21 protein-coding genes and 3 tRNA genes are annotated in these 21,868 nt (G+C 31.6%); 8 read left to right on the forward strand and 16 right to left on the reverse strand.

Annotation, left to right across the window (positions count from 1 at the left end):
• Together N2712_00005 and N2712_00010 are read left to right on the forward strand one after the other, a co-directional pair.
• Positions 1-1,300, forward strand: a 1,300-nt coding sequence (locus N2712_00005) for a carbohydrate-binding protein (GenBank protein MCX8028369.1), incomplete at its 5' end; no start/stop codon positions are given.
• Between the two features lie 124 nt (positions 1,301-1,424).
• The gene (locus N2712_00010; GenBank protein ID MCX8028370.1) at positions 1,425-1,943 is read left to right on the forward strand and encodes a hypothetical protein; all 519 of its coding nucleotides are present in this window, start codon (positions 1,425-1,427) and stop codon (positions 1,941-1,943) included.
• A gap of 94 nt (positions 1,944-2,037) precedes the next feature.
• Here the strand turns inward: N2712_00010 and N2712_00015 are convergent, their stop codons facing one another.
• Genes N2712_00015 through N2712_00025 form a run of 3 tightly spaced genes read right to left on the reverse strand, consistent with a single transcriptional unit; the run spans position 2,038 to position 4,655 of the window.
• Entirely contained in the window at positions 2,038-2,787 is a 750-nt protein-coding gene (locus tag N2712_00015) for an ATP-binding cassette domain-containing protein (GenBank protein ID MCX8028371.1), read from the reverse strand.
• Positions 2,788-2,791: 4 nt separating this feature from the next.
• On the reverse strand, positions 2,792-3,313 hold the full coding sequence (locus tag N2712_00020; GenBank protein ID MCX8028372.1) for a sigma-70 family RNA polymerase sigma factor: 522 nt from the start codon (positions 3,311-3,313) through the stop codon (positions 2,792-2,794).
• Positions 3,314-3,320: 7 nt separating this feature from the next.
• Positions 3,321-4,655, reverse strand: coding sequence for a LysM peptidoglycan-binding domain-containing protein (locus N2712_00025; protein MCX8028373.1), 1,335 nt, complete (start codon positions 4,653-4,655; stop codon positions 3,321-3,323).
• Between the two features lie 272 nt (positions 4,656-4,927).
• On the opposite strand from N2712_00025, the gene N2712_00030 reads away from it, so the two are divergent.
• On the forward strand, positions 4,928-5,647 hold the full coding sequence (locus N2712_00030; GenBank protein MCX8028374.1) for a hypothetical protein: 720 nt from the start codon (positions 4,928-4,930) through the stop codon (positions 5,645-5,647).
• Here N2712_00030 and N2712_00035 read toward each other — a convergent pair.
• The 7 genes from N2712_00035 to hisH form a co-directional block, all read right to left on the reverse strand.
• Positions 5,612-6,574 carry a 4-hydroxythreonine-4-phosphate dehydrogenase PdxA gene (locus N2712_00035; GenBank protein ID MCX8028375.1) on the reverse strand — a complete coding sequence of 321 codons (963 nt, stop codon included), beginning with the start codon at positions 6,572-6,574 and terminating at the stop codon, positions 5,612-5,614. The two genes, N2712_00030 and N2712_00035, sit on opposite strands and share 36 nt — an antisense overlap.
• Positions 6,574-6,981, reverse strand: coding sequence for a response regulator (locus tag N2712_00040; GenBank protein MCX8028376.1), 408 nt, complete (start codon positions 6,979-6,981; stop codon positions 6,574-6,576). The genes N2712_00035 and N2712_00040 overlap by 1 nt, the downstream gene beginning before the upstream one ends.
• Positions 6,982-6,996: 15 nt before the next feature.
• Positions 6,997-7,695 carry a hypothetical protein gene (locus N2712_00045; GenBank protein ID MCX8028377.1) on the reverse strand — a complete coding sequence of 233 codons (699 nt, stop codon included), beginning with the start codon at positions 7,693-7,695 and terminating at the stop codon, positions 6,997-6,999.
• Position 7,696: 1 nt separating this feature from the next.
• Positions 7,697-8,170, reverse strand: a complete 474-nt coding sequence (locus tag N2712_00050) for a chemotaxis protein CheX (GenBank protein ID MCX8028378.1) — start codon at positions 8,168-8,170, stop codon at positions 7,697-7,699.
• Between the two features lie 2 nt (positions 8,171-8,172).
• Complete coding sequence (locus N2712_00055) at positions 8,173-8,643, reverse strand: chemotaxis protein CheW (GenBank protein ID MCX8028379.1); 471 nt, start codon at positions 8,641-8,643, stop codon at positions 8,173-8,175.
• 134 nt (positions 8,644-8,777) lie between these two features.
• Positions 8,778-10,568, reverse strand: coding sequence for a DNA primase (gene dnaG, locus N2712_00060; GenBank protein MCX8028380.1), 1,791 nt, complete (start codon positions 10,566-10,568; stop codon positions 8,778-8,780).
• 5 nt (positions 10,569-10,573) lie between these two features.
• Complete coding sequence (gene hisH, locus N2712_00065; protein MCX8028381.1) at positions 10,574-11,191, reverse strand: imidazole glycerol phosphate synthase subunit HisH; 618 nt, start codon at positions 11,189-11,191, stop codon at positions 10,574-10,576.
• 385 nt (positions 11,192-11,576) lie between these two features.
• Between hisH and N2712_00070 the strand changes: the two genes are divergently transcribed.
• Positions 11,577-13,559, forward strand: a complete 1,983-nt coding sequence (locus N2712_00070; protein ID MCX8028382.1) for a hypothetical protein — start codon at positions 11,577-11,579, stop codon at positions 13,557-13,559.
• A gap of 174 nt (positions 13,560-13,733) precedes the next feature.
• Here the strand turns inward: N2712_00070 and N2712_00075 are convergent, their stop codons facing one another.
• Positions 13,734-15,107 carry an LptF/LptG family permease gene (locus N2712_00075; GenBank protein ID MCX8028383.1) on the reverse strand — a complete coding sequence of 458 codons (1,374 nt, stop codon included), beginning with the start codon at positions 15,105-15,107 and terminating at the stop codon, positions 13,734-13,736.
• 158 nt (positions 15,108-15,265) lie between these two features.
• Here N2712_00075 and rimO point away from each other — a divergent pair, with 158 nt between their 5' ends.
• From rimO to flgN, 3 genes are all read left to right on the forward strand, one after another.
• On the forward strand, positions 15,266-16,624 hold the full coding sequence (gene rimO, locus N2712_00080; protein MCX8028384.1) for a 30S ribosomal protein S12 methylthiotransferase RimO: 1,359 nt from the start codon (positions 15,266-15,268) through the stop codon (positions 16,622-16,624).
• Positions 16,608-17,228, forward strand: coding sequence for a CDP-alcohol phosphatidyltransferase family protein (locus N2712_00085; protein MCX8028385.1), 621 nt, complete (start codon positions 16,608-16,610; stop codon positions 17,226-17,228). The genes rimO and N2712_00085 overlap by 17 nt, the downstream gene beginning before the upstream one ends.
• 128 nt (positions 17,229-17,356) lie before the next feature.
• Complete coding sequence (flgN, locus tag N2712_00090; GenBank protein MCX8028386.1) at positions 17,357-17,842, forward strand: flagellar export chaperone FlgN; 486 nt, start codon at positions 17,357-17,359, stop codon at positions 17,840-17,842.
• Positions 17,843-17,846: 4 nt separating this feature from the next.
• Here flgN and N2712_00095 read toward each other — a convergent pair whose 3' ends face one another.
• The 4 genes from N2712_00095 to N2712_00110 all read right to left on the reverse strand — a co-directional run bounded on the left by N2712_00095 (position 17,847) and on the right by N2712_00110 (position 18,882).
• Complete coding sequence (locus N2712_00095) at positions 17,847-18,626, reverse strand: hypothetical protein (GenBank protein MCX8028387.1); 780 nt, start codon at positions 18,624-18,626, stop codon at positions 17,847-17,849.
• A gap of 16 nt (positions 18,627-18,642) precedes the next feature.
• A tRNA-Ile gene (locus tag N2712_00100) sits at positions 18,643-18,716 on the reverse strand.
• Between the two features lie 6 nt (positions 18,717-18,722).
• Positions 18,723-18,795 (reverse strand) — tRNA-Phe (locus N2712_00105).
• A gap of 4 nt (positions 18,796-18,799) precedes the next feature.
• Positions 18,800-18,882 (reverse strand) — tRNA-Tyr (locus tag N2712_00110).
• A gap of 167 nt (positions 18,883-19,049) precedes the next feature.
• Here N2712_00110 and N2712_00115 point away from each other — a divergent pair.
• Positions 19,050-20,597, forward strand: coding sequence for a hypothetical protein (locus tag N2712_00115; GenBank protein MCX8028388.1), 1,548 nt, complete (start codon positions 19,050-19,052; stop codon positions 20,595-20,597).
• A gap of 29 nt (positions 20,598-20,626) precedes the next feature.
• On the opposite strand, the gene N2712_00120 is transcribed toward N2712_00115, so the two are convergent.
• A complete protein-coding gene (locus tag N2712_00120; protein MCX8028389.1) occupies positions 20,627-21,715 on the reverse strand; it encodes an Mrp/NBP35 family ATP-binding protein in 1,089 nt (362 codons plus the stop codon).
• Positions 21,716-21,868 lie beyond the last annotated feature (153 nt).

The raw sequence follows: 21,868 nt of genomic DNA on the forward strand, positions 1-21,868 counted from the left end.
TCCTATAACATTTGAAGCACCTGTTACGGGTCCTTACCAGATAGAGTTTAATGATGCTACACTTGCTTATACCATAAAATATGTTGGTAGCGTGCCAATAACTACGATAGTATTAAGATCCTTTGTCGGAGGAGCAAACTTTGTCGGAGTTTGCGGTAGTTATTCTCCACCTACGAGTGCTAATGATAACAACAATATAGTTCCCGGTATGACTTGGTGGGGTAGTGGTCCTGCTACTGTAATGACATACAAAGGTACTGATAGTAGCGGTAGAAATATATGGGTCTGGACTTCTACTTCGGTTCCTAGTGGTAGAAATATTGAATTTAAGTTCAGAAGGAATGGTGTAGATTGGACACCAGGTGATAATTACAAAGTTGTAGGAGGTCAATCAGTAGATATAACTTATGACTGGGGTCTAACATCTAGTCAAGGTGCTCCTAATATGAATGATACAACACCACCGACTGTTAGTGTATCATATCCAGCAAGCAATCAGATGATAATGAACCAAACCAACATAACAATCTACGGTAGTGCCTCGGATGATAAAAGTGGCGTAAAAGAAGTGTTTATATCTATAAATGGATCTCCTTTCGTCTTGGCTTCAGGAACAACAACTTGGAGCTATACAACTAATCTTTCAATAAATACGACTAACCTGTTAAGGGTATTCGCAAGAGATGTTTCAAACAATGCAAGTTCTACTAATGCTATACCATTTACAATTACAAATATGCCATCCACCGGAATAACAGTCAAGTATTTTAACAACAGTTGGAGTAGTGTGAATATCCATCACAATATCAGTGGTAATTGGACTGCTCTTCCAGGTGAATCAATGGCTAGTGAAGGAAATGGTTGGTGGAGTAAGACAATAAACGGAACTTCTGAAACTTTTGATTTCGTATTTAATAATGGCTCTCAGTGGGACAACAACATGAATAGAGACTACATCTCGAAAATATCGTATGGTAATCTGATACATGTAAGCAACGGAATAGTTAATGTTGGAGGATTGTATACAGGAACTGCTCCTGTTAGTGTTAAAGTTAGATATTATAGACCTGATTGGACTACAGTCAAGATACACTACAATAATGGTAGTACTTGGACTACTGCTCCAGGTGAGGATATGGTAAATGAGGGAGGTGGTTGGTGGAGTAAGACCATAAATGTCGTTGGTAATAACTACGCTGTAGTCTTTAATAATGGAAGTGGAACTTGGGATAACAACGGAGGACAGGACTACAAAGCAAATATTGCATTCACAAACGTAATAATAAGAGGAATTAAATAGAGAACATAAGGGGGTATCCCCTCTTAAGGTTTTAGATTTCATTTCAAGGTAAATGTAGAATTGTATGATGTTTATTGAAAAATAAATTAGGTTTTGTTATACTTCCATTCGGCAGGATGGTATTATGAAATCTAATTTTGGTGTATTTTGTTTATTTCTATTTGTTATTGTTTCAGGTGGTTATGCTGTTGATATTGACATAGTTTTGGGTATACCTTTTTATGAAGATGGAACTGGAGTTATAGTTGAAGTATTACCTAGAAGTAGTTTAAAAAGCTTGTTTGGTGTTAATGTGCCTGTTTATCTTAAGGGTGGGGTAGGGGGACAGTATGCTTTTGGATCTGATGGAGATTATGTTGTCAACCTTTTAAAGTTTAATTTGATAGTTGGTAGTGATTATATGTTTAGATTCAGTAAGATTAATTTCGGTATAGGTGTAGATTTAGGGATTTCGTATGGTGTTGGTTTTAGTGAGCTAGGTAGTATTGGAAGTATTGGAGTTGATGTAAGGCCTTCTTTTGGTATAAGCTATGATATTTCTGATAGATTTGGAGTATTTACTAGATTTGGTTATAATACAGGTATATACAATTTCTATCTGGGATATGTTTATTTTAACTTAGGGGTTTCTTTAGGTCTTTAGGAGTGGTTACTGAAAATTGGTAGTTTGTGTTTGAGTAAATTGTTTGTTAATGTTACTACTGGTATTTTGCTGTAATTTCAGGCATTTATGTATGTTATAATACTTTTATAGGTCCATTACTAATACCGCTTAGAAACTGTTTTGTGTATTCATTTCCATTTGATATCATATCAAAAAGGTTGCCAAAGAATACAATACTTGCATTCTCAAGCATAATCACTTTGCCACCAATTTTCTTCATAACTTCGATATCATGTGTAACAACTACTATTGGTATGTTTAGATGGTTTTTGAGTTCTATTACGGATGATATAACGTAATCTGATGTTATTGGATCTAAGCCAGTTGTGGGTTCATCGAGAAATAAGATTTTTGGGTATGTTGATATAGTTCTTGCTAAAGCAACTCTTTTTTTCATTCCGCCACTCAGTTCAGATGGCATTTTGTTGCCTACATTGGGTAATCCAACCATCTCCAAAACTTCTTTTGCTCTTTTTTTAGCGGTTTCTCCTGTTATGCCTCTTACATTTTCTAGAACAAAAAGTATATTTTCTTCAACTGTAAGTGAATCAAACAATGCTCCGCTCTGAAACAGAAAACCAACTTCTCTCCAGAATTCCTCTAATTCTTTCTCACTAAGTGATGATACGTTGATATCGTTAATATATACTCTACCTCTATCTGGTTCTAATAGTCTAACGATACTTTTTATGAGTACGCTTTTGCCCATTCCACTTCTTCCTATTATGAGTAACCTATCATCTTCAATTGAGAATGAAATATCTCTAAGTACCAGGTTATTCCCAAAAGATTTATACAAATTTTCAACTTTTATAGTATTCATAATACTACTTCCAGTGTTTTTTTATAATATCTAGTGCTTTTTGGATGATATTATAAACAGTTCTAGTGGAACATCCAAAAGTAGTTGAGATCTCTTCGGGTGAAAGATTTTGGTAGAATCTTAAGAAGATAACTTCTCTTTCTCTATCAGGTAACCTTAATACTATATCTCTTACTTGGTTGATAAGTTCAATTTCAAACTCGTAAGGATTTTTTGTATATGAAGTTATTCTATAATTTTCGTTTTGGTATTTGTGCTTTTTCAAAAAGTCGTAGGCTGTGTTCCTAACTATTGAGTAGAACCAAGGGAAAAACTTTTTTCTAATGTCAAAACTGCCTATTCTTTTTATAACTTTTAGGAATACTTCTTGAACAAAATCTTCACAGTTTTCCCTATCTATACCCATTGTTCTGCCAAAATCATATACTAAGTTATGATATTTATTGTATAACAAGGTAAAAGCCTCTTTTTTGGCATTACCTTGTTTGGATAAAAATTCTTTTATGATATCTTCATCTGTGATCATCTGAAGTTTATTCTTCGGGTATTGGTGGTATTATTAGTTCTGTTCCTACTTCGATTATATCGGGGTCTGTTATTTTATCTTTGTTTAATGTGAATATCTTTGGCCACCACCAATATTGTCCTCTGAATAATTTGCCTGCTATCCTTGATAGGAAGTCACCACTTTTGACAGAATATATGTTTTTAGAAGGTTGTTTGGCAAATTTTGCTTTTCTCTTTTCAATTTCTTTTTCTACGATGTTGAATTGGTTTAACTTTAGTGAATATACCTCAAGCAACTGATTTATTCTGTCTAGTTTTTCTAATGAATCTTCGTAGTTTGAGTTGTTGTAATCTTCCTGTGCTTGAGAGTATAGGACTTTGATTTCTTCTTTTATTGATGATAGTTCGGTTTCTAAAGAGTTCTTATAACTTTTGAGCTCTTGATCTGACATTTTTGAAACATCAATATTTTCTTGTTTTGGAGATGCTGCTTCTTCGTATACTAGCGCTATTTTGATTCCAGTGTTTTTTAGTGCGTTATATACTATTTCTTTTGAGCTTGCAAAGTATAAGAATTTTATTGAAATACTGTTTATTTTATACTCCTTAAGCTTTTTACCTGTGTTATCAAGTTCTTGTTCGTTTTTCTGTTTTAGTTTTTGGACTATTTCGTCTATTTTGGTGTTTGCCTCTCTTGATTTTTGGATACTTTCGTCTAATTTGGCTTCGTTAAGTAAGTTTCTAGCTTCATTTATAGTTGCTTCAATTTCTTGGACTTCAGCTGATAACCATTTTGCTACTTTCTTTAATCTTTCCGTTCTTGATATTACTCTATTTAGCTCTGACCTGGCAGTATTCCATTTGTCCTTGAGTTCCTTTAAAGTTATTTCTACTTCTGATATAGTTTTTTGTGAATTGTTAAGAGATTCTACATAGTTTGAGGAGTTATAAAGTGAGATAGATAATGCATAAGAGTTTGTATAGTTATTATAACTCTCAGGATATACAACATCCATTCTTAATGATTCTGCTTCTTTTAGTAGATTTTCTAATTTTGATAGACTTTCCTGAGCTTTTCTCATTCTAGTGTTTAATATTGCTCTTTCGGAATTTGTTATAGATATCAGTGCTTTTGTTTTGGCATCTTCGTTTTTACCTTGGTTGACTAGGTTCGTTGCGTCTATATAGTTTTTTTCTGCTGTTGTAAAGTCTTCTTTAGCAAAAACAGGCGCTTCTTCATTTTTTGCAATTTCTAGTTTTTCTTTAGCAAGTTCCAACTCTTTGTCTGGTCTAGGAGCAGGACATCCTAGCATTAAAAATATGAATATTACTGTTAAGCCTAAGTAGAAAACTCTTTTCATAATCTCCTCCTACGAGAAATAGTATAAAAAAATCTAATCCTCTTTTCTACTTGATTTCAAATTAATTAGTGGGTTTAGTATGTTGTTAATTTTGGGATTTTTTGTTTAGGTAGAGTGTTTGGTTTGATTGTAAAACTTTTGATTTGAGAGAAGGCCATTGGTTTACAAGTATAGCATTTATTTAGTTTGTAGTATTTTGGATATGAATTGAAGATTTATTTTATTGAAATTTATTTAGTACATACTTTTAAATTCACATTTAGGAGGGTTTTATGAAAAGATTGGTCTATGTAATGATACTCTTGATTGTAATTTCTTTTGCGAGTAGTTTGTATTCTCTTTCAAAGGATTTTGATCTTGCATCGACAGGTGGAACTGGTATAATAATGTATCCATCTTTAGATGTATCAAAGTCGTTTGAGATAGGAATAGGAGGACAAGTAGTTTTGTTGCCAGATGTTGTTTTTTCTCCTGCTTTGAGTATTGCATTTCAAGGCTTTAATTTAGGTGTTGCTGTTGATTACTCAACTTCTGGTGGAATTCTACCTGTTATATTTTCAGCAAAGTATCAGATAGCATCTGGTATAGGGATATATGGTGATTTACAATGGTTTACTCAAGTTGATGACATAGCATTCTCATTGATGCTACTTGGTGGTAATGGACTTTTTGGACTTAGCATAGGTGGTGGTTGGGATTTGACATTTGGTTTTGGAATGGCGTTTACTCCTAGATATGATTGGAACTTGAATGTATTTTTCGGAGTACAGAAGTCTGTATATGCTGATATTTTATTTATTAGAGCAGAGTTGGCTAATTACTCTTATAGAATTTTCTACGATCCATTCTTTGCTAACGATAGAAGAGGGGTGTTTAATCTAGGTTTAAACATCGTACCTGCTAAGTGGATAAGTATTGGTGTAAATGGACTTGATTTGTTAGATGCTAATAGAAGTTTAGCATTGTCTTTTGCTCTTAGATTCAACCCCTAATGCATATCTTATGGCGTTAAGCATACTTATGTGATTAGCAATTCCTTTTCTTGCTATATTAAAAGCAGTCCCATGATCAGGACTGCTTCTCACAAAAGGTAATCCTAGTGTAACATTAATTCCGTCTTCGAAGTGTAATATCTTAAATCCTATTAATCCTTGGTCATGGTACATACATATAAGACAATCCAATTTTTCCCTTTTGTACTCAACAAAAGCAGTATCAGGTGGTAGTGGACCTATGATTTCGAAGTCAAAAAGTTCTATAACATTTTTTATTATTTTTTCTTCTTTACCTATTTTTCCCCCCTCACCAGCATGAGGATTTAATCCGCAAATTCCAATCTTTATGTTTTCTCTATTTTCTAACTCTAATATCCATTTGTAAGCATTTTGTATAGTTGTTTTTAGTTTACCTTCGGATACATATTTGGGTACATCCTTTAGTGGAATATGTTCTGTTAAAAGTACTATTCTTAAATCGTTACTGTAGAAAGCCATGTTGTAGTTTTTTATGGTGAATTTGCTAGCATAGTACCCAGTATGACCTTTGAAGTTTGGTAGAATGGAAGAGATTCTTTCTTTTGATACTGGACTATTGACAACTCCTTTTATTTTTTTATTTTTCAAGAGATAAATAGAAGCGTCTATACTTAAAAGTGATATCTTTGTTGAAATGTCTAGTGATAATTCATCAATGGTATTTATATCAACTCCTACATCAAAGACTTTTATACCTTCTTCTGATTTTTTTGCATAATTGACTAATTTCAAATTTATTCCGTAAAACTCAGCCCAACTTCTGAATAAGTTTATACTGCCTATAAGTATGATATTGCTTTTTTCTTCTTCAGATAGGTGTAGTAGTGATTTTATAAGTACTTCTGGCCCTACACCAAGAGGATCTCCTATGGTTATTCCTATCATTAAGCTCCAAGTATTGCTTTTAGCCTTTCGAGAACTTTTTGTCTGTCAAGAGGCTTGAGGATGAAACCTTTTGCTCCGTTCATTATGGCAGTCTTAACTATGTCCTCTCTTCCTAGTGCGGTAACCATTATCACTTTAGCATTCTTATCGAATGATAGGATTTCCTTTAGTACCTGTAATCCATCGATGTCAGGCATAGTTATATCAAGTGTGACAAAATCAACATTAGGATAGAATTCTTTGTACATCCTTATAGCATCTTCTCCCCTTGGAGCGTTACCGATAACTTCGATACCTGCAGACATTAGAATTTGGGTAATCTGTTTGAGTGTGAATGCAGAATCATCTACTACTAATGCTTTGTATTTACTACCATCGGGTTTTACTATATTTATTTGTTCTACCATAATCTATAACCTCCTCTAGAAGCTTTTGACTGCTAAGAACTCATTTGGATATATTAAACTTTCGTCTATACCTTCTTCAACTAAAATGTTTTTGATTTTTTCTCTTAAGAGTACTATTCTTATATTGCTAGTATTACTTTGTAAAACTTCTTTCAATTTACCTAGTGTTTCTGGATTTAAATTAGATGAACTAATACCGTTTAGTGATATTATTACTTTTGTATTATTTTTTAATATTTCCTTAAGTTCTTTTATGATTTCTTCTTGGAAATATCCGAAAATATTGACAGTTATTATATCATTCACTTTTCTTGTATATATGGCAAATCCTTTTTTGATGTTTCTTTCGTTTATTTCTTCTTTTGATTGGTATTCTTTGAGGAGTTTGTTTAGTATTTCTAGATCAAATGGTTTTTTTATGTATTTGTAGATTCCTAGTTTTAGAACTTCTAACAAGTCTGTGTAAGATTCATTATTACCCAACACGAATATAGCTTTGTTTGCATCTAGCTGTTTGATTTTTGATATAGTTTCTTTTAAATATGAAGGAAATACATCCACTATTATGATATCGGCTTTTTTTACAAAGTCTGCTATGGTATCTTTAGAAACTTGATTAGAAGATAAAACACTACCACTAAACCCCTTCTTTTTGAGGAATGATAGTAAATTGTTACCGCTTATGGAAATACTACTTATTATTCCTACGTACATACTACGATTCTTTAAGTGCTATGTTTATATCAATTTGGCCTATTGGTGATATTACGGGAACTACTAAAGTTTCTATTTGTGGAGTGTCTATTTCGTAATCTTTTCCTATAATAACTGTTGGTGGAGTAAGAACAAATGTAAACCCTTTTTTATATAGTCTAGTTATTGCATTTCCTGTTATCATGTTCCCTAACTCGCTTAATGCTGACTTTTCATAGTCCCCTAGCTGCGAGATAGAGTTGATTTCAGAAGAGGTCATTATAGATACTACCTTGATTGCTGTTGTTTCGTCCATATCAATTATTACTCTGCCATTTGCTGGTCCAGTAACGCCAACTATTATACTTACAGAGTGTGTGGGGGATGTACCTTTCTTAAGAAATAAGTCTCCTCTTTTTATTTGGTCTGTCTTTAGAATCTCAGAGAGAATTTCGAATGTTGCTTCTATAAATGGATTTATATATTCTATCCTCATTATTACCTCCTTGATAGTTTGTAAAAATCCTTATTTGTTTTATCGATGTACTTTATGATGTTTTGGATGTCTATGACACCTATTAAAGCATTGAACTCTTTTACGTCCACGAAAAATTTTATAAATCTAAGGTCTTTCCATATGTTTTCTGTATAGCTTTTTATATTTTCATCACTTGCATATATAACTTTGTAAAGTTTATCAACAAGTAAGCATAGTTTCTTGTCGTTAACTTTACATGTTATGATGTTTGTCAAAGTATTTCCTGTTATGTCTTGTTTAGTTCCAAACAAAATGTTTTTTAAGCTGAACACTGGTATTATTTCTCCCCTTATATTTACAAGTCCTACAGTAAAGCTAGGAACTTTAGGAATTATGAAAAATTCTTTGCTACTAATTATCTCAACAACATTATCGATTTCTATTCCGAAAAACTTATTATCTATACTAATAGGTATTAATGATAAAACCATCTGATAGTTATTATGAAAGATGTTTCAATTAGTTTTCTACTGGAGATTACATCGAGGGGGCAAAGATGTTTAGAAGAATGTTGAGAAAAGATTACTCTCTTGTAAAGGATGAAAGTAAAGTTATAAAACGATATTTAGTAACTTATTTTCTTAGTTTCTTTTATTTTTTTCTCTTCAATAGTTAGAAATTGTTTTTCTTCTAGTAATTCCTCGATAAGTTCCTGATCTGGTGAGGTTTTTGAAACTTTTTCTATGATGCTCTGAAGTTCTTTTTTCTTTTCTCTTATTGTTTTTATTTTGTATAGTGTAAGCAAAAATTCAAAATCATCTTTTAGGTTTTCAGAAAAGGTCTTTATTATTGAGGATGCTTTTGATTCAACTTCAGACTGAAGCAAGTAAAGAGTATTGATCTTATCGTCATCGATTTCTTCATTATTCAAATAGTTATCTAAGAAACTTAGATAATTTCTTGAGGTTTCATCTTTTATATCTTGAATATCCACTTCTGCTTTTAGGTTTTCTAGTAGGGAGTTGTTTTTACTTATAAAGTATGAAATTACAATTTCTAAGCTGGAACTAGGTAATTTTGAATATGATATTGAAATATTATCACTTATGATTTTCTGCTTCTGTTGATATTTTTCAAACTCTGATTTTATTATAACTTCGCTAACTTTCATAACTTCAGCAATTTTTTTCAAGCCTTCTTCTTTATCGTAGATATTTTTTAGTAAAGATATAAAGTAAAACATTCTTGTTAAGAAAGACATTTTTATATTTTTATCTGATGTCCTTATTTGCTCTTTGTTTACTTCCAAGAAGAAATCAATTATGTTATAGGAGTATTTAGTTATAAGGTTTTGATCTATTGTTTCAGTTTTGTGTTCAAATGATGATATAAATTCATCAGGATCTTTATAAGGTGTTTTTACTATTTTTACTTCTAAATCTGAGTTATTGATTATGAAAGGAATTGTTCTTTCAGTAGCATTTAGTCCGGCGCTATCATTATCAAAGAATAAATAAATCTCTTTTGCCATCTTTGAAATTAATCTTAGCTGCTCTAATGTAAGAGCAGATCCCATAACCCCACAACTATTTGTTATATTGTTCTTGTGAAGTGATATTACATCAAAATATCCTTCTACTAATATGACTCTTCCTGTTTCTCTTATAGAATTTCTAGCGTGGTTTAGTCCGAAAAGAATGTTTCTTTTTTTGAATATTGGGGTTTCAGGTAAATTTAGATATTTTGCCTTTTCATCTTTAGATAACGTTCTACCAGCAAAACCTACAATCTCCCCATACTCATTCTCAATCGGTAATGTGATTCTATATCTAAACGTGTCTATTGGACCACTACTTGTGTTAACAACTAGTCTTGACTCAAATATGGTGTCATCAGTAAAGAACTTCGATTTCAAAAACCTGTATAAGGTATCCTTTGAATTTGGAGCCATACCGAATTTAAACTTTTCGGCAGTTTTACTATCTACCTTTCTACTTTTTAGATATTTTATTCCTTCTTTTGATTTATCTCCTTTTGTTAGGTAAGATGAAAAAAATTTCTGTGCTTCTATATTGATCTGTTTGAGATTTGAGATGAGTTTTGAACTTTTTGAACTTTTGGACAAAAACGAATCTATATCAACACCATATTCCATAGCTAATTTTTTAACTGCTTCCATAAACGATATTTTTTCAATTTCCATTACAAATGTGAATATATCACCACTTTTGCCACATCCAAAACAATGATAAAATCCCTTCTCCGATGATACTGTAAAGGATGGGGTCTTGTCATTATGAAATGGACAGTTTGCTATGTAATTTTTCCCAGACTTTTTAAGGTTTATGTATCTGCCTATAACTTCTTCTATTCTTATTCTATTTCTTAATTCCAATATAGCTTCTTTTATGCTCATAAAAACTAAAATTCAAGTAAAAAGCGTTTTAAAACTTTCTCACCATTTTTATGACTTTTTTCGGGATGAAATTGGACAGCAAATACATTGTCGGCGAAAATGGATGATGTGAACACCTCTCCATTGTAGTTTGTAGTTGTGTTTATTATTGTGGTATCTTTGGGAATTGCATAATAAGAATGGACAAAGTAGAAAAATTTACCGTTATCTTCATTTCTAAAAAAATTAGATTCATTTACAATTTCTATTTGATTCCATCCTATGTGCGGTATAGGTTCTGCTTTGGAGAATTTAACAACTTCTCCTTTGAAAATTCCTATACCTTCGTAAGTTCCGTTTTCGTATCCTACTTCGAATAAAACTTGTAACCCTACACAAACACCCATAAATTTTTTGCCTTTTTTTATCCAATCCCTTACTAGTTTATCTATACCTTTTTGTTTAAGATTCATTATAACATCACCAAAAGCTCCTACACCAGGTAATATTAGCTTATCTGCTTCTTTTAGAGTTTCAATATCAGAAGATACTATAACTTGAATTCCAACACTCTGTCCGACCCTGATAATAGCATTAACCATACTTCTTATGTTGCCAGCTCCATAATCAATTACCGCTACCATAAGTTAATTATAAAAATATAAAGCTTCAGCTTTATACAAACAATTACTTTTATCAATGGTACTTTACAGTTAATAAAAACATTCTTTTTAGTCACGTAAGAATTACTAGGAGGTCAGAAGATTAAGCAAAATTTTAGTATCAGATGGTAAATATAACATTAAGTACAAAAATGAGATCTTACAAAGGTATTCTATTGGTAGTTTGGATTTTTGAAGATTTTTGTTATTAGTCTGTTCGACAAAGTTTACGGACTGTCAAGAAAGCAGCTAAAACAAGTTTCACTTTTTCAAAGCATTTATCGTAAGTAATGAAAAATTTCTGACTTGAAAAACTCAGAAAAAAATCCTACTATATTAATAGAAATTTATTTAGTGGAGGTTGTGTATGGTTAGGGTAACTAGACTGATAGTTTCATTTACTTTGTTAGTGTTTCTCTTTGCTGGTGTATGGTTTTTGTATACAAGTTGTTCGCCTGCACCAGCTGGTAATCAAACAGATAGTATGACTCAGCAACAGCAGACTATTACCATATCGGGAAAGATAATCAACTATGTATCTAGTTGGAAGCCTTTTGCTACCAAAGATAATGTGAATTTCATATATGGTACAGTTGCGAGTAGTGGAGAGCCCAGGGATTATTCTGTAAAAGTTCCTATAAACTGGGGGATTGCTACTGTTGGTATTTATAAAGATGACAATAATAATGGTTACGTTGATCCTGGCGAAAGTAAGATTACTAAACAAATTACTATTGGAACTGCCAATCTAACTGTTGGATTTGAGGTAGTGCCTATACTCACGGTTAGTGGAACACTTACGGGGTATCCATTACCTCAGTGGAAAGTTGTTGCTATTGTAGGTACTCAATACTATATATATGGTGTAGTTAATACTTCAACTTATTCATACACTATCAATATAGCTTCGAATACTTATGTTTATAAAATAATTGCTTTTAAAGACAACAATAACAATGCTCAGTACGATTTTGGAGAAGCATTTGTTGAAAGTTCTTTGAATTCCTTTTATATAACGAATAATGTTACTCAGGATATTAATATACCTAACCTCCAAACTATGACATTAAAGGTAGGTATTAGCAACAATATCTACGGTCTTAGAATAGGTGTTTATGCTTTTTCAAGTACAGGTAGTTATGTTGAAAAAACGCCTACAAACTTAATTAATTATGAACATACTATACAAATTGATGGTTTTCCAGGAGGTAATGTAACTATAGGTTTATACTATGATATAAATAATAACAATTCTCTTGATAAAACAAATACTTTATATTCTCCAATACCTTTGAATTTGGAGGGTACTCTTGAGGTTACAAATGTATTTTTTGATGCTGTAACTGTTAATGTTCCCGTTAATCTAGTACCACATACGATAACAGGTAAAGTTGAATACATAAATGGTGCAAGTGGTTTTAAACCTGCTGTTAGTGCTGTTTCAAGTCAGTCATTATTTAGTTTATACTTGTTGTCCATTGGTAGTGTTGCTGGTAGTAGTTATGTTGTCAGATTCTACACTGTAACAAATATGACTAATACTGATATTGTGGTTAGTATGTTTAAGGATATAAATAACAATTCTTTGAAAGATCTTTCTGAACCTGCTGTGGAATGGTACTCTACAGGATTTTTTGGTGGTAGTTCATCAAACATAACAATCGATCCTGAGACACCTTCAACAAATACTGCTAACTTCCACATATTGAGAACATTGATTAATTTATCTTTGGTAGGTACTGATGCTAATCAATTTAAATTTTTAGACTTAGAGTATTTTATATCATTACTAGCAGGTAACGTTTACCAAGGTATAAATTTACCTCTAAACAACTACGAGTTGTATATCGATACAAATACTAATTTCAACTTTTTTATTATTATTGCTAAGGATGATAATAATAATGGTATTCTAGAATTACAAGGTTTTTCAGGGAGTTCGGAGTACGATACAACTGGATTTTATCATGTTATAATTTCCAACCAAACAACTGTAAATTTGAATTATAATCTTGTGAAAGCTACAATTACTAATGTCATAAATGGTACTCCAAATTCAAGTTATAATCCATTCTTATTTGGTTGTGGATTGTTTGGAGATACTGGTCAAGGTTATATTTGCTCAACTAGGAAGGTTGAAGCTAATACTGTAGTTATAAACCTATATTCGACTAAGACATTGACAGGTGGTATATTTAGCTGTAAGTTAGTTGATGACAATAACATAAACGGTGGTGACTTTTCAGATTTTTCTATTGCAACAAACACGGTAAATGGAACTGGGGAATATAGTCTGTTGTTTGTTGGTTCAGATGTTTTTACTAATGTGACTTGGTATTATACTAACTGATATTAAAGGGAGCATCTATGCTCCCTTCTTATTTTTGGAATCAAAATTTTAGTTACGTTATTTACATTTGTGGCAGCATTTTGTCATTCAAAAAAGTTTCAATCGGAATTCAGTATGTAATATTTTTTACTATGTTAGTTGGTTTTTGCATTTTTAGTTGATTACTCTGTTTTTCTATTTTTTTTCTCTTATAAGTAGATATAGAGCTGGCAAGCCTAATACAAAGTTTGAATACCATGCTCCGACTATTGGATTCATTTCTCCGTTTCTTATTGGTATTTCTGCTACGAATGTTAGGTATGTTTGGAGTAGTATTACTACTATACCGATTATAAGAGATCCACCTTTACCAGTTCTTACTTTTATCATTATACCGAAGACAAATCCAATAATTCCATAAACAATCGCTGATACGGGTATTGAAGTTTTTTTATGCTGTTCAAAAACGAAGATATTGTAGTTTACTATTTCCGGAGTTGTATTTATAGTTTTTATCTTTAGATTTAAATCTGAAATGTTAGATATTATTTTTTGCAAATCTCTATGACTTTTGTTTTTTGTATCATTATCTCTTAGAAGAGATGTTATGTAGATAGGTAGGAAGTATATTAGCTTCTTGTACTCTTCCATGATTTTTTGGTTCAGTATTTCTAGTTCCTTTAGTTTAGCTTTGACAAGATTTTGAGATGCTATATTGATTATTATTCTTTCTGTTTTATATCTTGACATCAATCTAGGTTGTTGTTCTGTATTGAATGATGGAATGTAAGATACTTCATAGTCTACCCTTAGTTCTGCTTCTTTGAACTGTGATGAAAAGATGCTACCATCGGATGATTTTTCAATATATGTTCCGTTATGAAGTAGTATAGTATAATATGGAGTATCTTCTGTTGATATTATTCTTCCTGTACTTGCTTTGATTATTCTTTCTGAGTTCTGTAGTTTTTGGTATATTTCAACTCCTTTCATGTCGCTACCTTGTATATCTTCAAATCCTATGTTGAAGTCTCCTATTTTTGGAAACTCTCCAGGACTTATGTCGATGAATGGTTTTTCTATTCTCATTTTTATCATTGATCTTAGGTACATTTCATTGCCTTTTATTAATATCGTATCGAAGAATACATAGGTTAATCCTGCTACAAATATAGAGAATATAAGTACAGGTAAAAATAATCTAGTTTTTTTAATACCACTTGCTCGTAAAATTAGAATTTCTAAGTTGGTGGATAGCTTGTTAAATGTCAAGAGGGTTCCCATAATCATACCTGCGGGTATTGTTATTGCCATAGTAAATGGAAGACTGTAGAAAAATATACTTATGGTAGTCCAAAACTGTGCCCCTTTTTGTATGTATTGTATGTATATTAGATATATCTCTTTTATCCAGACTACTAGTGATATAACGAGGAATGAGAGGGTATAACTTACTGCTAAATCTTTGTAAATCATTATGTCGTATCTTTTTATTGGTAGATACTTTGAACTTATGTGTTTAGAAAGTTTCTTGAGCAGGTTATTTGTGAATACTATTATTTTATCCATTTTTTATAAACTTATTCTTTTTGAGTTTCTCTGCTAAACTCAAATTTTCTAATATTTCGGAGAATTTGGTAAGGGAAAATTTTGTAAATGTAACTTTGGTAGAGTAATAGATTTTTAAATAGAAAAATGATAGGATAGTTTTTTAAAATTTATAGGAAATGTCGGATTTTAGAGGTAAAAAAGTTTTTATTGAAACACTGGGGTGTGCTAAGAATGTAGTTGATTCTGAAAGAGTTTCTTATTTACTTGCTCAAAAAGGGGCTACTATAACTAATACTCCTGAAGAAGCGGATATTATTATGGTAAATACTTGTGGATTTATAGAGGATGCTAAACAAGAATCTATTGAATATATACTTTCATACGCAAAGATTAAGGAAGAAATAAACAGAAAGCGACCAAATGTACAAAAATTAGTCGTGTTTGGTTGTTTAGCGGAGAGATATAGAGATGAGTTGCTCAGGGAAATACCAGAGATAGATTACATATCTGGTGTAAGAGATTACTTAATGATGGTGGAAATGTTAGGTAGTGATAGTAAATCTAAAATTTTGGATACTTCTTTGGAGTACAGAGATATAGTTTTTGCTGAAAGAGATTTTAGAAGACTTGTGAATACTGATTTACCTTATGCTTATGTTAAGATATCTGAAGGGTGTAATCACACTTGTTCTTTTTGTGCTATACCCATTATAAGGGGTAAGCAAAGAAGTAGAAGTATTGAAAGTTTGGAAGATGAAGTTAAATTTTTGGTTGATAACGGTATAAAAGAAATTATACTTGTATCTCAAGATACGAGTAGTTATGGTATTGATTTGTATGGTAAACCAAAGTTATCTGAGCTTTTGTATAGACTAAGTAAGATACAAGGGGTAGAGTGGATAAGATTACACTACCTATACCCTACAGAGGTTAGTGATGATATAATAGAGTCTATTGCATCAATTGATAAAGTTTGTAAGTATGTAGATATTCCGTTTCAGCATGCTAGCGATAGAATTTTGAAACTTATGAGAAGGGGTGGTAGCAAAGAGGATTATATAAGGCTAATCAATAAATTGAGAAATAGAATAAGGGATGTTGCTATAAGAAGTACCTTTATAGTTGGTTTTCCCGGTGAGACTAAGGAAGATTTTGATGAGCTTAAAGAGTTTGTAGAGGATGTTAAATTTACATGGGTAGGTATTTTTTCATATTCTAATGAGGAGAATACGTATGCTTATAGTATGGTAGATAATGTACCAAGGGCTACAAAAACAAGACGAAGAAATGCATTATTAAAACTTCAACAATCTATAACTCAAAACAATTTGAAGAGAATGGTTGGCAAAGTTAAAAAGGTGTTGGTTGATGTTGTTTTAGATGACAATAACTATATAGCTAGGACAGAATATAATTCTCCTGAAGTTGATGGTTCAGTTCATTTAGTTTCTTCAAAGAAACTTAAAAAGGGAGATTTTGTTGATGGTTTTATAGTTAAAGTAGTAGGATATGATCTGTATGCAAGAACAGTATAGAGTTAAGATTTTCATAGTGAATGCTTTTACTTTATCTAGAATTTTGATATTACCAATAATATTTTGGTTAATAGTTAGTGGGGGTGTTGTTAATTTTTTTATATCTCTAATCCTTTTTATTTTGAGTGCCTTAACTGACGCTTTTGATGGTATTTTAGCAAGGAAGTACAATGTTGAGACTAAGTTTGGATTTATTCTTGATCCTATAGCTGACAAAATTTTGGTTTTAGGAACTTTACTTGCAATTTTGACAATAGACTACCTTATGATACCATTATATTTCTTTTTTATCATATTGGTTAGAGACTTTATAGTTAGTTTACTTAAGCCTATTTCTGACAAAAAAGGTTTTCCAATTCCTACCACATTTTTTGCTAAGGTCAAAACTTCAACACAGTATGTATTAGTGGTATTCGTACAAATCTACCTTGTAATCGTCAATTTGGTTATTGATAAGCCTACGAAAGAACTGTTGTTTTCAAACTTAGGGATTTTTTCGTTATTTCCTTACTATTCCACACTTATTCTTGTATTGATTACAGTAGTTTCTGGTATTGAATACTTAGTATTGTTTATCAAAGGAATATTTGGTAGGAAAGTCTAATTATGGAGATAGATTTAACAAGGTAAGATAGTTTTGTGAGTATTTTAGGAGATAAATTTAATTTTGAGTTTTTCTTATAGGACTTTAAACTTTAGTTTATATTCCGAAGATAATATTAGAGGTTTTTTATGTGGGAGAAGGAATTAGTTGATATTCTTGAGGAAGAGAGAAAACTTCTTGAGTTGATATTGGAGAGAGAATGTGAAAAGAGAGAAAAGCTATTATCTAGAAGTATTGAAAGTTTACCAGATATAAACCTTCAGGAAGATGAAATATTCAAGGAATTAGATAGGTATGAGTTTATTAGAAATGAACTTACTAAGAGGATATCAAAAAAGCTTAACCTAGATGGGGAGGTAAACCTGTCTAGAATAATAGAATTTGCTTCTAATCGAGATCATCTTATAGCTTTGAGAGATAGGATAATATCAATAATTTCTAACATAAGGGAAGTTTCTTTTGAGAATAGGATTTTAATAGAGAGTTCCATGAGTGTATCGATGGCTGTTTTGGAGAAGATGATTTCTTGTAAAACGTTTCAGGAGAACTACAACAGTAGAGGACAAAAAGAAATAACATCGGTAGACATAAACACTTATTCTACTATACTATAATCTTTTAATCAAACCAGGATGGATCATATAAATATCTGAAACAATTTGGACACTGTACAATATCTGCTTTATGCTTTATTTTTTCTATGATTACATAAGGTAATATTATGTTACATCCTGTACAATATTGGTATTCTTCCTTATATTTTTTAGTTTCGCCCAATTTACTAATAGGTACTATTGCTACACCGCTTTTCTTTTGGAGTATATTTGAGAAGTGTTGCGCTATATGTAAAGGAATTTTTGAGAGTTTCTCCTTTTGTATATCTTCTAATCTTTTTATTTCTTTTGAGACTTCTTTAGTTTCTTCTTCTAGTACTTTTTCGTCAGCTTGAAATTCTATTTTTAGATTTTCATATCTCGTTTTTGTTTGGTTGTATCTATCTTCTATGTCGCTTATCTGTTGATCTATATCTCTAAGTTCTTCTGATATAGTACTTATTGTTGCTCTTATTGTAGTAATTTCTATGTTGTAGGACTCAATACTCCTCTGATTTCTTGCTATTTCTTCTTCTCTTTGCATTAGTTCAATTAGTCTTTCTTTGTTTGATGTTAGGTTATCATTTACAACTTGTTTTTGTATTAACAATTCTTTTTTCTTGCTTTCGTATTTTTGAAGGCTTCTTTGTAATCTAGATAATTCTCTTTTATAGCCGTCTATTTTTTGATATTTTTCTTCTAGGTTTTTTTTGTGCTGAGTTATGTTTGAATATATATTCTGAACTTGGATTAAGGTAGAGATAATATCCAAAACTTCTTGGGGAGTTATTTCTTTTACTCTCATCTGTTTATACCTTATGTGGGCCCGGCAGGACTCGAACCTGCGACCCGCTGATTATGAGTCAGCTGCTCTAACCGACTGAGCTACAGGCCCTTTGCTTGGGAAGGGGCGGAATCGAACCGCCGACGCAGGGCTTTTCAGGCCCTCGCTCTACCGACTGAGCTACCTCCCCACATTGGAGAGAGGAGGATTTGAACCTCCGAAGGCGTAAGCCAGTAGATTTACAGTCTACCCCCGTTGGCCGCTTGGGTATCTCTCCAACCTAAAGCAACATATAGTATAACAATTTTAATCATTTCTTGTCAACTTTAAACACTTCTTAGGATCCTAAAGTTTTGCTAAGCTTTGAAAATTGATATTTCTAAATTTTTTAAATAGTGACTTTTGAAATTTATTGTAGTATACTATATAGTTTAAAATAGATTTGTGCTTTATTTTATAAACGTTATTGTTAATTCAAGTGGTACGCTTTTATCAAGAGGTCTTGGACTTTTTAAGAATATTCTTGTTAATTTCTACTTTGGTCTTGCTGATACTTTTTGGGGAGCTTTTCAGATAATAAACACATTTAGAGTTTTTGTTGGAGAGGGTGCTATAAACAATGTTTTTATACCTAATTATAAGAAACTTAAAGAATCTAATCAGGATTATCTTAAGTACTTTGTTTTGAAGTCATTTCTATTTGTATTTTTATTATCATGCTTATTTGTAATACTTCTAATCGTGCTTTCATATCCTATTTCAAAGTTAATTTTACCAGGTTTTAGCGAAGATAAAATTCTTGAGACATCATTTCATATAATGATAATGTCTTCAGTTGTTTTAATGATTAGTGTTCAATCTTTTCTATCTGCTTTTCAAATTGCTAAGTTCAACAATTTTTTTGGTTTTGCATACAGCCCTGTTATAGCTAATATCTTTACTATAGTGGTAATAGTACTTTTGAATGCTGTAGGTATATATTCTTTATCTTGGGCTGTTTTAGTGGGTGCTTTTGGAATGGTTTTATTTCAGATTTTGCTCCTTATAAGAAGAGTTGAGGTATATAGGCTTAGTCTTGATATTAGAGAAATTTTTAGAATTGATGATTATACAAAATCATTTGTGATGGGCTTTTTATCTATTATAGGTATTTCTATGATAACTCAGATGAATAGTCTTGTATCGAGATTTTTTAGTTCTTTTTACGAAGGTGTTGTCGCTGCTTCTACAAATGCTTATATACTTATGCAAGTTCCTATAGGTATTTTTTCAGTAGCTATATCTGTTGTAGGACTTAATTCTCTTTCAGATTACTTCTCAAAAAACAAGATTGAAGATTTTAGAAAATTCGCCTCGCAAAGTATTAGAGTGTTGAACTTGATAATTATACCAATAACCATTTTTATGTTTGTTTTGAGTAAAGATGTGGTAAGAGTTGTGTATAGGGATATCTCTGGAATTATTTTGGGAGGTGTAGGTAAGTATTTAGATTCAGCACTTGATCTTACGCATGAGTTGTTTTCGGTATATTCTCTGTCAATCTACTTTTTGTCAATATCTTTACTACTGGTTAGAATAAGCTTCTCGAGGGGAAATACGAAAATACCTATTCTTAGTTCAATAATAAACTTTGCAGTTAATTTGGTGGTTAATATGTTTGTATTTTTTGTTTTTAAGTCGTACGTTGGAATACCTTTAGCATTTTTGCTTGCTAATGTTATATCTTCGTTATATCTTTTTATAGTAGAGTATGATAGTATTAGTCACAAAAGCATAATTTTTTCTGAAATGTTTAGATTATCTTTGATATCACTAGTTTTATCCTTTTCTATCAAGTTTTTTTACTCTTTCGTTGATTTTTCGAATTATATAATTTCGTTGATTTTGATTTCTTCTGGCGGATTGATTTTCTTAATAGTATTTGCATTGTTAGGATATATTCTGAATATTAAAATCGTACATTACGTTTTGGATAGAGTTAGAAATCGGTAGAAATAATAAAAGTGAGGTCTAATTTCGCGTTAAGAAAGGGACTTTTTTATGGAATGAGTGCTTAATAACGAGGCAACTTTTGAAGCTAATGACATGTATATTCCTGATACGTAATGATTTTCGTCTTCAATTACTATTGGAGTACCCTTGTCACTATATTCTGCTACTTTTGGATCTAGAGGTATTTCTGAGAGTATTTCAAGTTTTTTGTTGTCGAGATAGTTATTTATATCTGCTTTGGGAAAAATGTAGTTTTTGGTTCCGCAATCTAAACAAACGTAATATGCCATATTTAAAACCATGCCTAGTATTGGTACTCCCATCTTTTCAAACATATTAACTCCTTTGACAGTATCTATTACAGCTACTAATTGTGGGGTTGAAACCATAACAATTCCTGATATTGGTATATTTTGAGAAAGTGTTATTTGTATATCACCTGTTCCTGGCGGTAGGTCAAGTACTAGATAGTCAAGTTCTCCCCAGCCAACATCTTCAAATAGTTGTTTTACTGCAGTAGTTTGAATAGGTCCTCTCCATATTATTGGTGATGAGTTGTCTGTAAGTAACCCTACAGATAAAACTTTAATTCCATATATTTCTGGTGGTATGATTTTGGAATTTCTTATTTTGGGTTGTCCTACTAATCCTAGCATAAGAGGTATGTTAGGACCATGTAAATCGAGATCAAGTAGTCCTACCTTAGAACCATACTTAGCTAGAGAAAGTGCTAGATTAACTGAAACGGTTGATTTACCTACACCTCCTTTGCAGCTATAAACTGCGACTATATTTTTTACATCTTTTATATTTTCAAGATTTATTATTCTATTTACGGGAGTCTTGTAAGTTGGGTTTTCAGGTGCTCTAACAACTTTACTATTCATAGAAACACTAATTTTGTACTTATCTCCAAATCTTTCCTTTAAAACATAGTTAACATCTTCTTCAATTTTTGATTTAACAGGACATGCAGGTGTTGTTAATACTATTTCACATGTTATCTCGTCTTCTTTGATGTCAATGTTTCCTACCATCCCCATCTTAACAATATCTACTCCTAAGTCAGGGTCTAGCACTTGTCTTAGTGTGGTTATAACATCTTCTTTGGTTACCATATTGTTTCTCCTTGTCTAAATTTGTTTTATTATATTAATAAAATTTGAACCATTTTTCAAATAGAGTGATATTTCTTGTGATGTACCGATAATTCTTGCTGGATTTGTAATAATTTTGGATATTTTGGCGACATTTTTCCAGAGAAGGGTAGA

Source organism: Brevinematales bacterium, from assembly GCA_026415355.1.
Taxonomy (GTDB): Bacteria; Spirochaetota; Brevinematia; order DTOW01; family DTOW01; genus SKYB106.

Bases quoted from the DNA above. Each gene is read 5' to 3' on its own strand.
- N2712_00070 (MCX8028382.1), top strand. From the start codon at position 11,577: ATGGTTAGGGTAACTAGACTGATAGTTTCATTTACTTTGTTAGTGTTT.
- N2712_00120 (MCX8028389.1), bottom strand. From the start codon at position 21,715: ATGGTAACCAAAGAAGATGTTATAACCACACTAAGACAAGTGCTAGAC.
- flgN (MCX8028386.1), top strand. From the start codon at position 17,357: ATGTGGGAGAAGGAATTAGTTGATATTCTTGAGGAAGAGAGAAAACTT.
- N2712_00045 (MCX8028377.1), bottom strand. From the start codon at position 7,695: ATGTACGTAGGAATAATAAGTAGTATTTCCATAAGCGGTAACAATTTA.
- dnaG (MCX8028380.1), bottom strand. From the start codon at position 10,568: ATGAGCATAAAAGAAGCTATATTGGAATTAAGAAATAGAATAAGAATA.
- N2712_00025 (MCX8028373.1), bottom strand. From the start codon at position 4,655: ATGAAAAGAGTTTTCTACTTAGGCTTAACAGTAATATTCATATTTTTA.
- N2712_00050 (MCX8028378.1), bottom strand. From the start codon at position 8,170: ATGAGGATAGAATATATAAATCCATTTATAGAAGCAACATTCGAAATT.
- N2712_00085 (MCX8028385.1), top strand. From the start codon at position 16,608: ATGCAAGAACAGTATAGAGTTAAGATTTTCATAGTGAATGCTTTTACT.
- N2712_00095 (MCX8028387.1), bottom strand. From the start codon at position 18,626: ATGAGAGTAAAAGAAATAACTCCCCAAGAAGTTTTGGATATTATCTCT.
- N2712_00010 (MCX8028370.1), top strand. From the start codon at position 1,425: ATGAAATCTAATTTTGGTGTATTTTGTTTATTTCTATTTGTTATTGTT.
- N2712_00040 (MCX8028376.1), bottom strand. From the start codon at position 6,981: ATGGTAGAACAAATAAATATAGTAAAACCCGATGGTAGTAAATACAAA.
- N2712_00055 (MCX8028379.1), bottom strand. From the start codon at position 8,643: ATGGTTTTATCATTAATACCTATTAGTATAGATAATAAGTTTTTCGGA.
- N2712_00030 (MCX8028374.1), top strand. From the start codon at position 4,928: ATGAAAAGATTGGTCTATGTAATGATACTCTTGATTGTAATTTCTTTT.
- N2712_00035 (MCX8028375.1), bottom strand. From the start codon at position 6,574: ATGATAGGAATAACCATAGGAGATCCTCTTGGTGTAGGGCCAGAAGTA.
- rimO (MCX8028384.1), top strand. From the start codon at position 15,266: ATGTCGGATTTTAGAGGTAAAAAAGTTTTTATTGAAACACTGGGGTGT.
- N2712_00015 (MCX8028371.1), bottom strand. From the start codon at position 2,787: ATGAATACTATAAAAGTTGAAAATTTGTATAAATCTTTTGGGAATAAC.
- hisH (MCX8028381.1), bottom strand. From the start codon at position 11,191: ATGGTAGCGGTAATTGATTATGGAGCTGGCAACATAAGAAGTATGGTT.
- N2712_00075 (MCX8028383.1), bottom strand. From the start codon at position 15,107: ATGGATAAAATAATAGTATTCACAAATAACCTGCTCAAGAAACTTTCT.
- N2712_00020 (MCX8028372.1), bottom strand. From the start codon at position 3,313: ATGATCACAGATGAAGATATCATAAAAGAATTTTTATCCAAACAAGGT.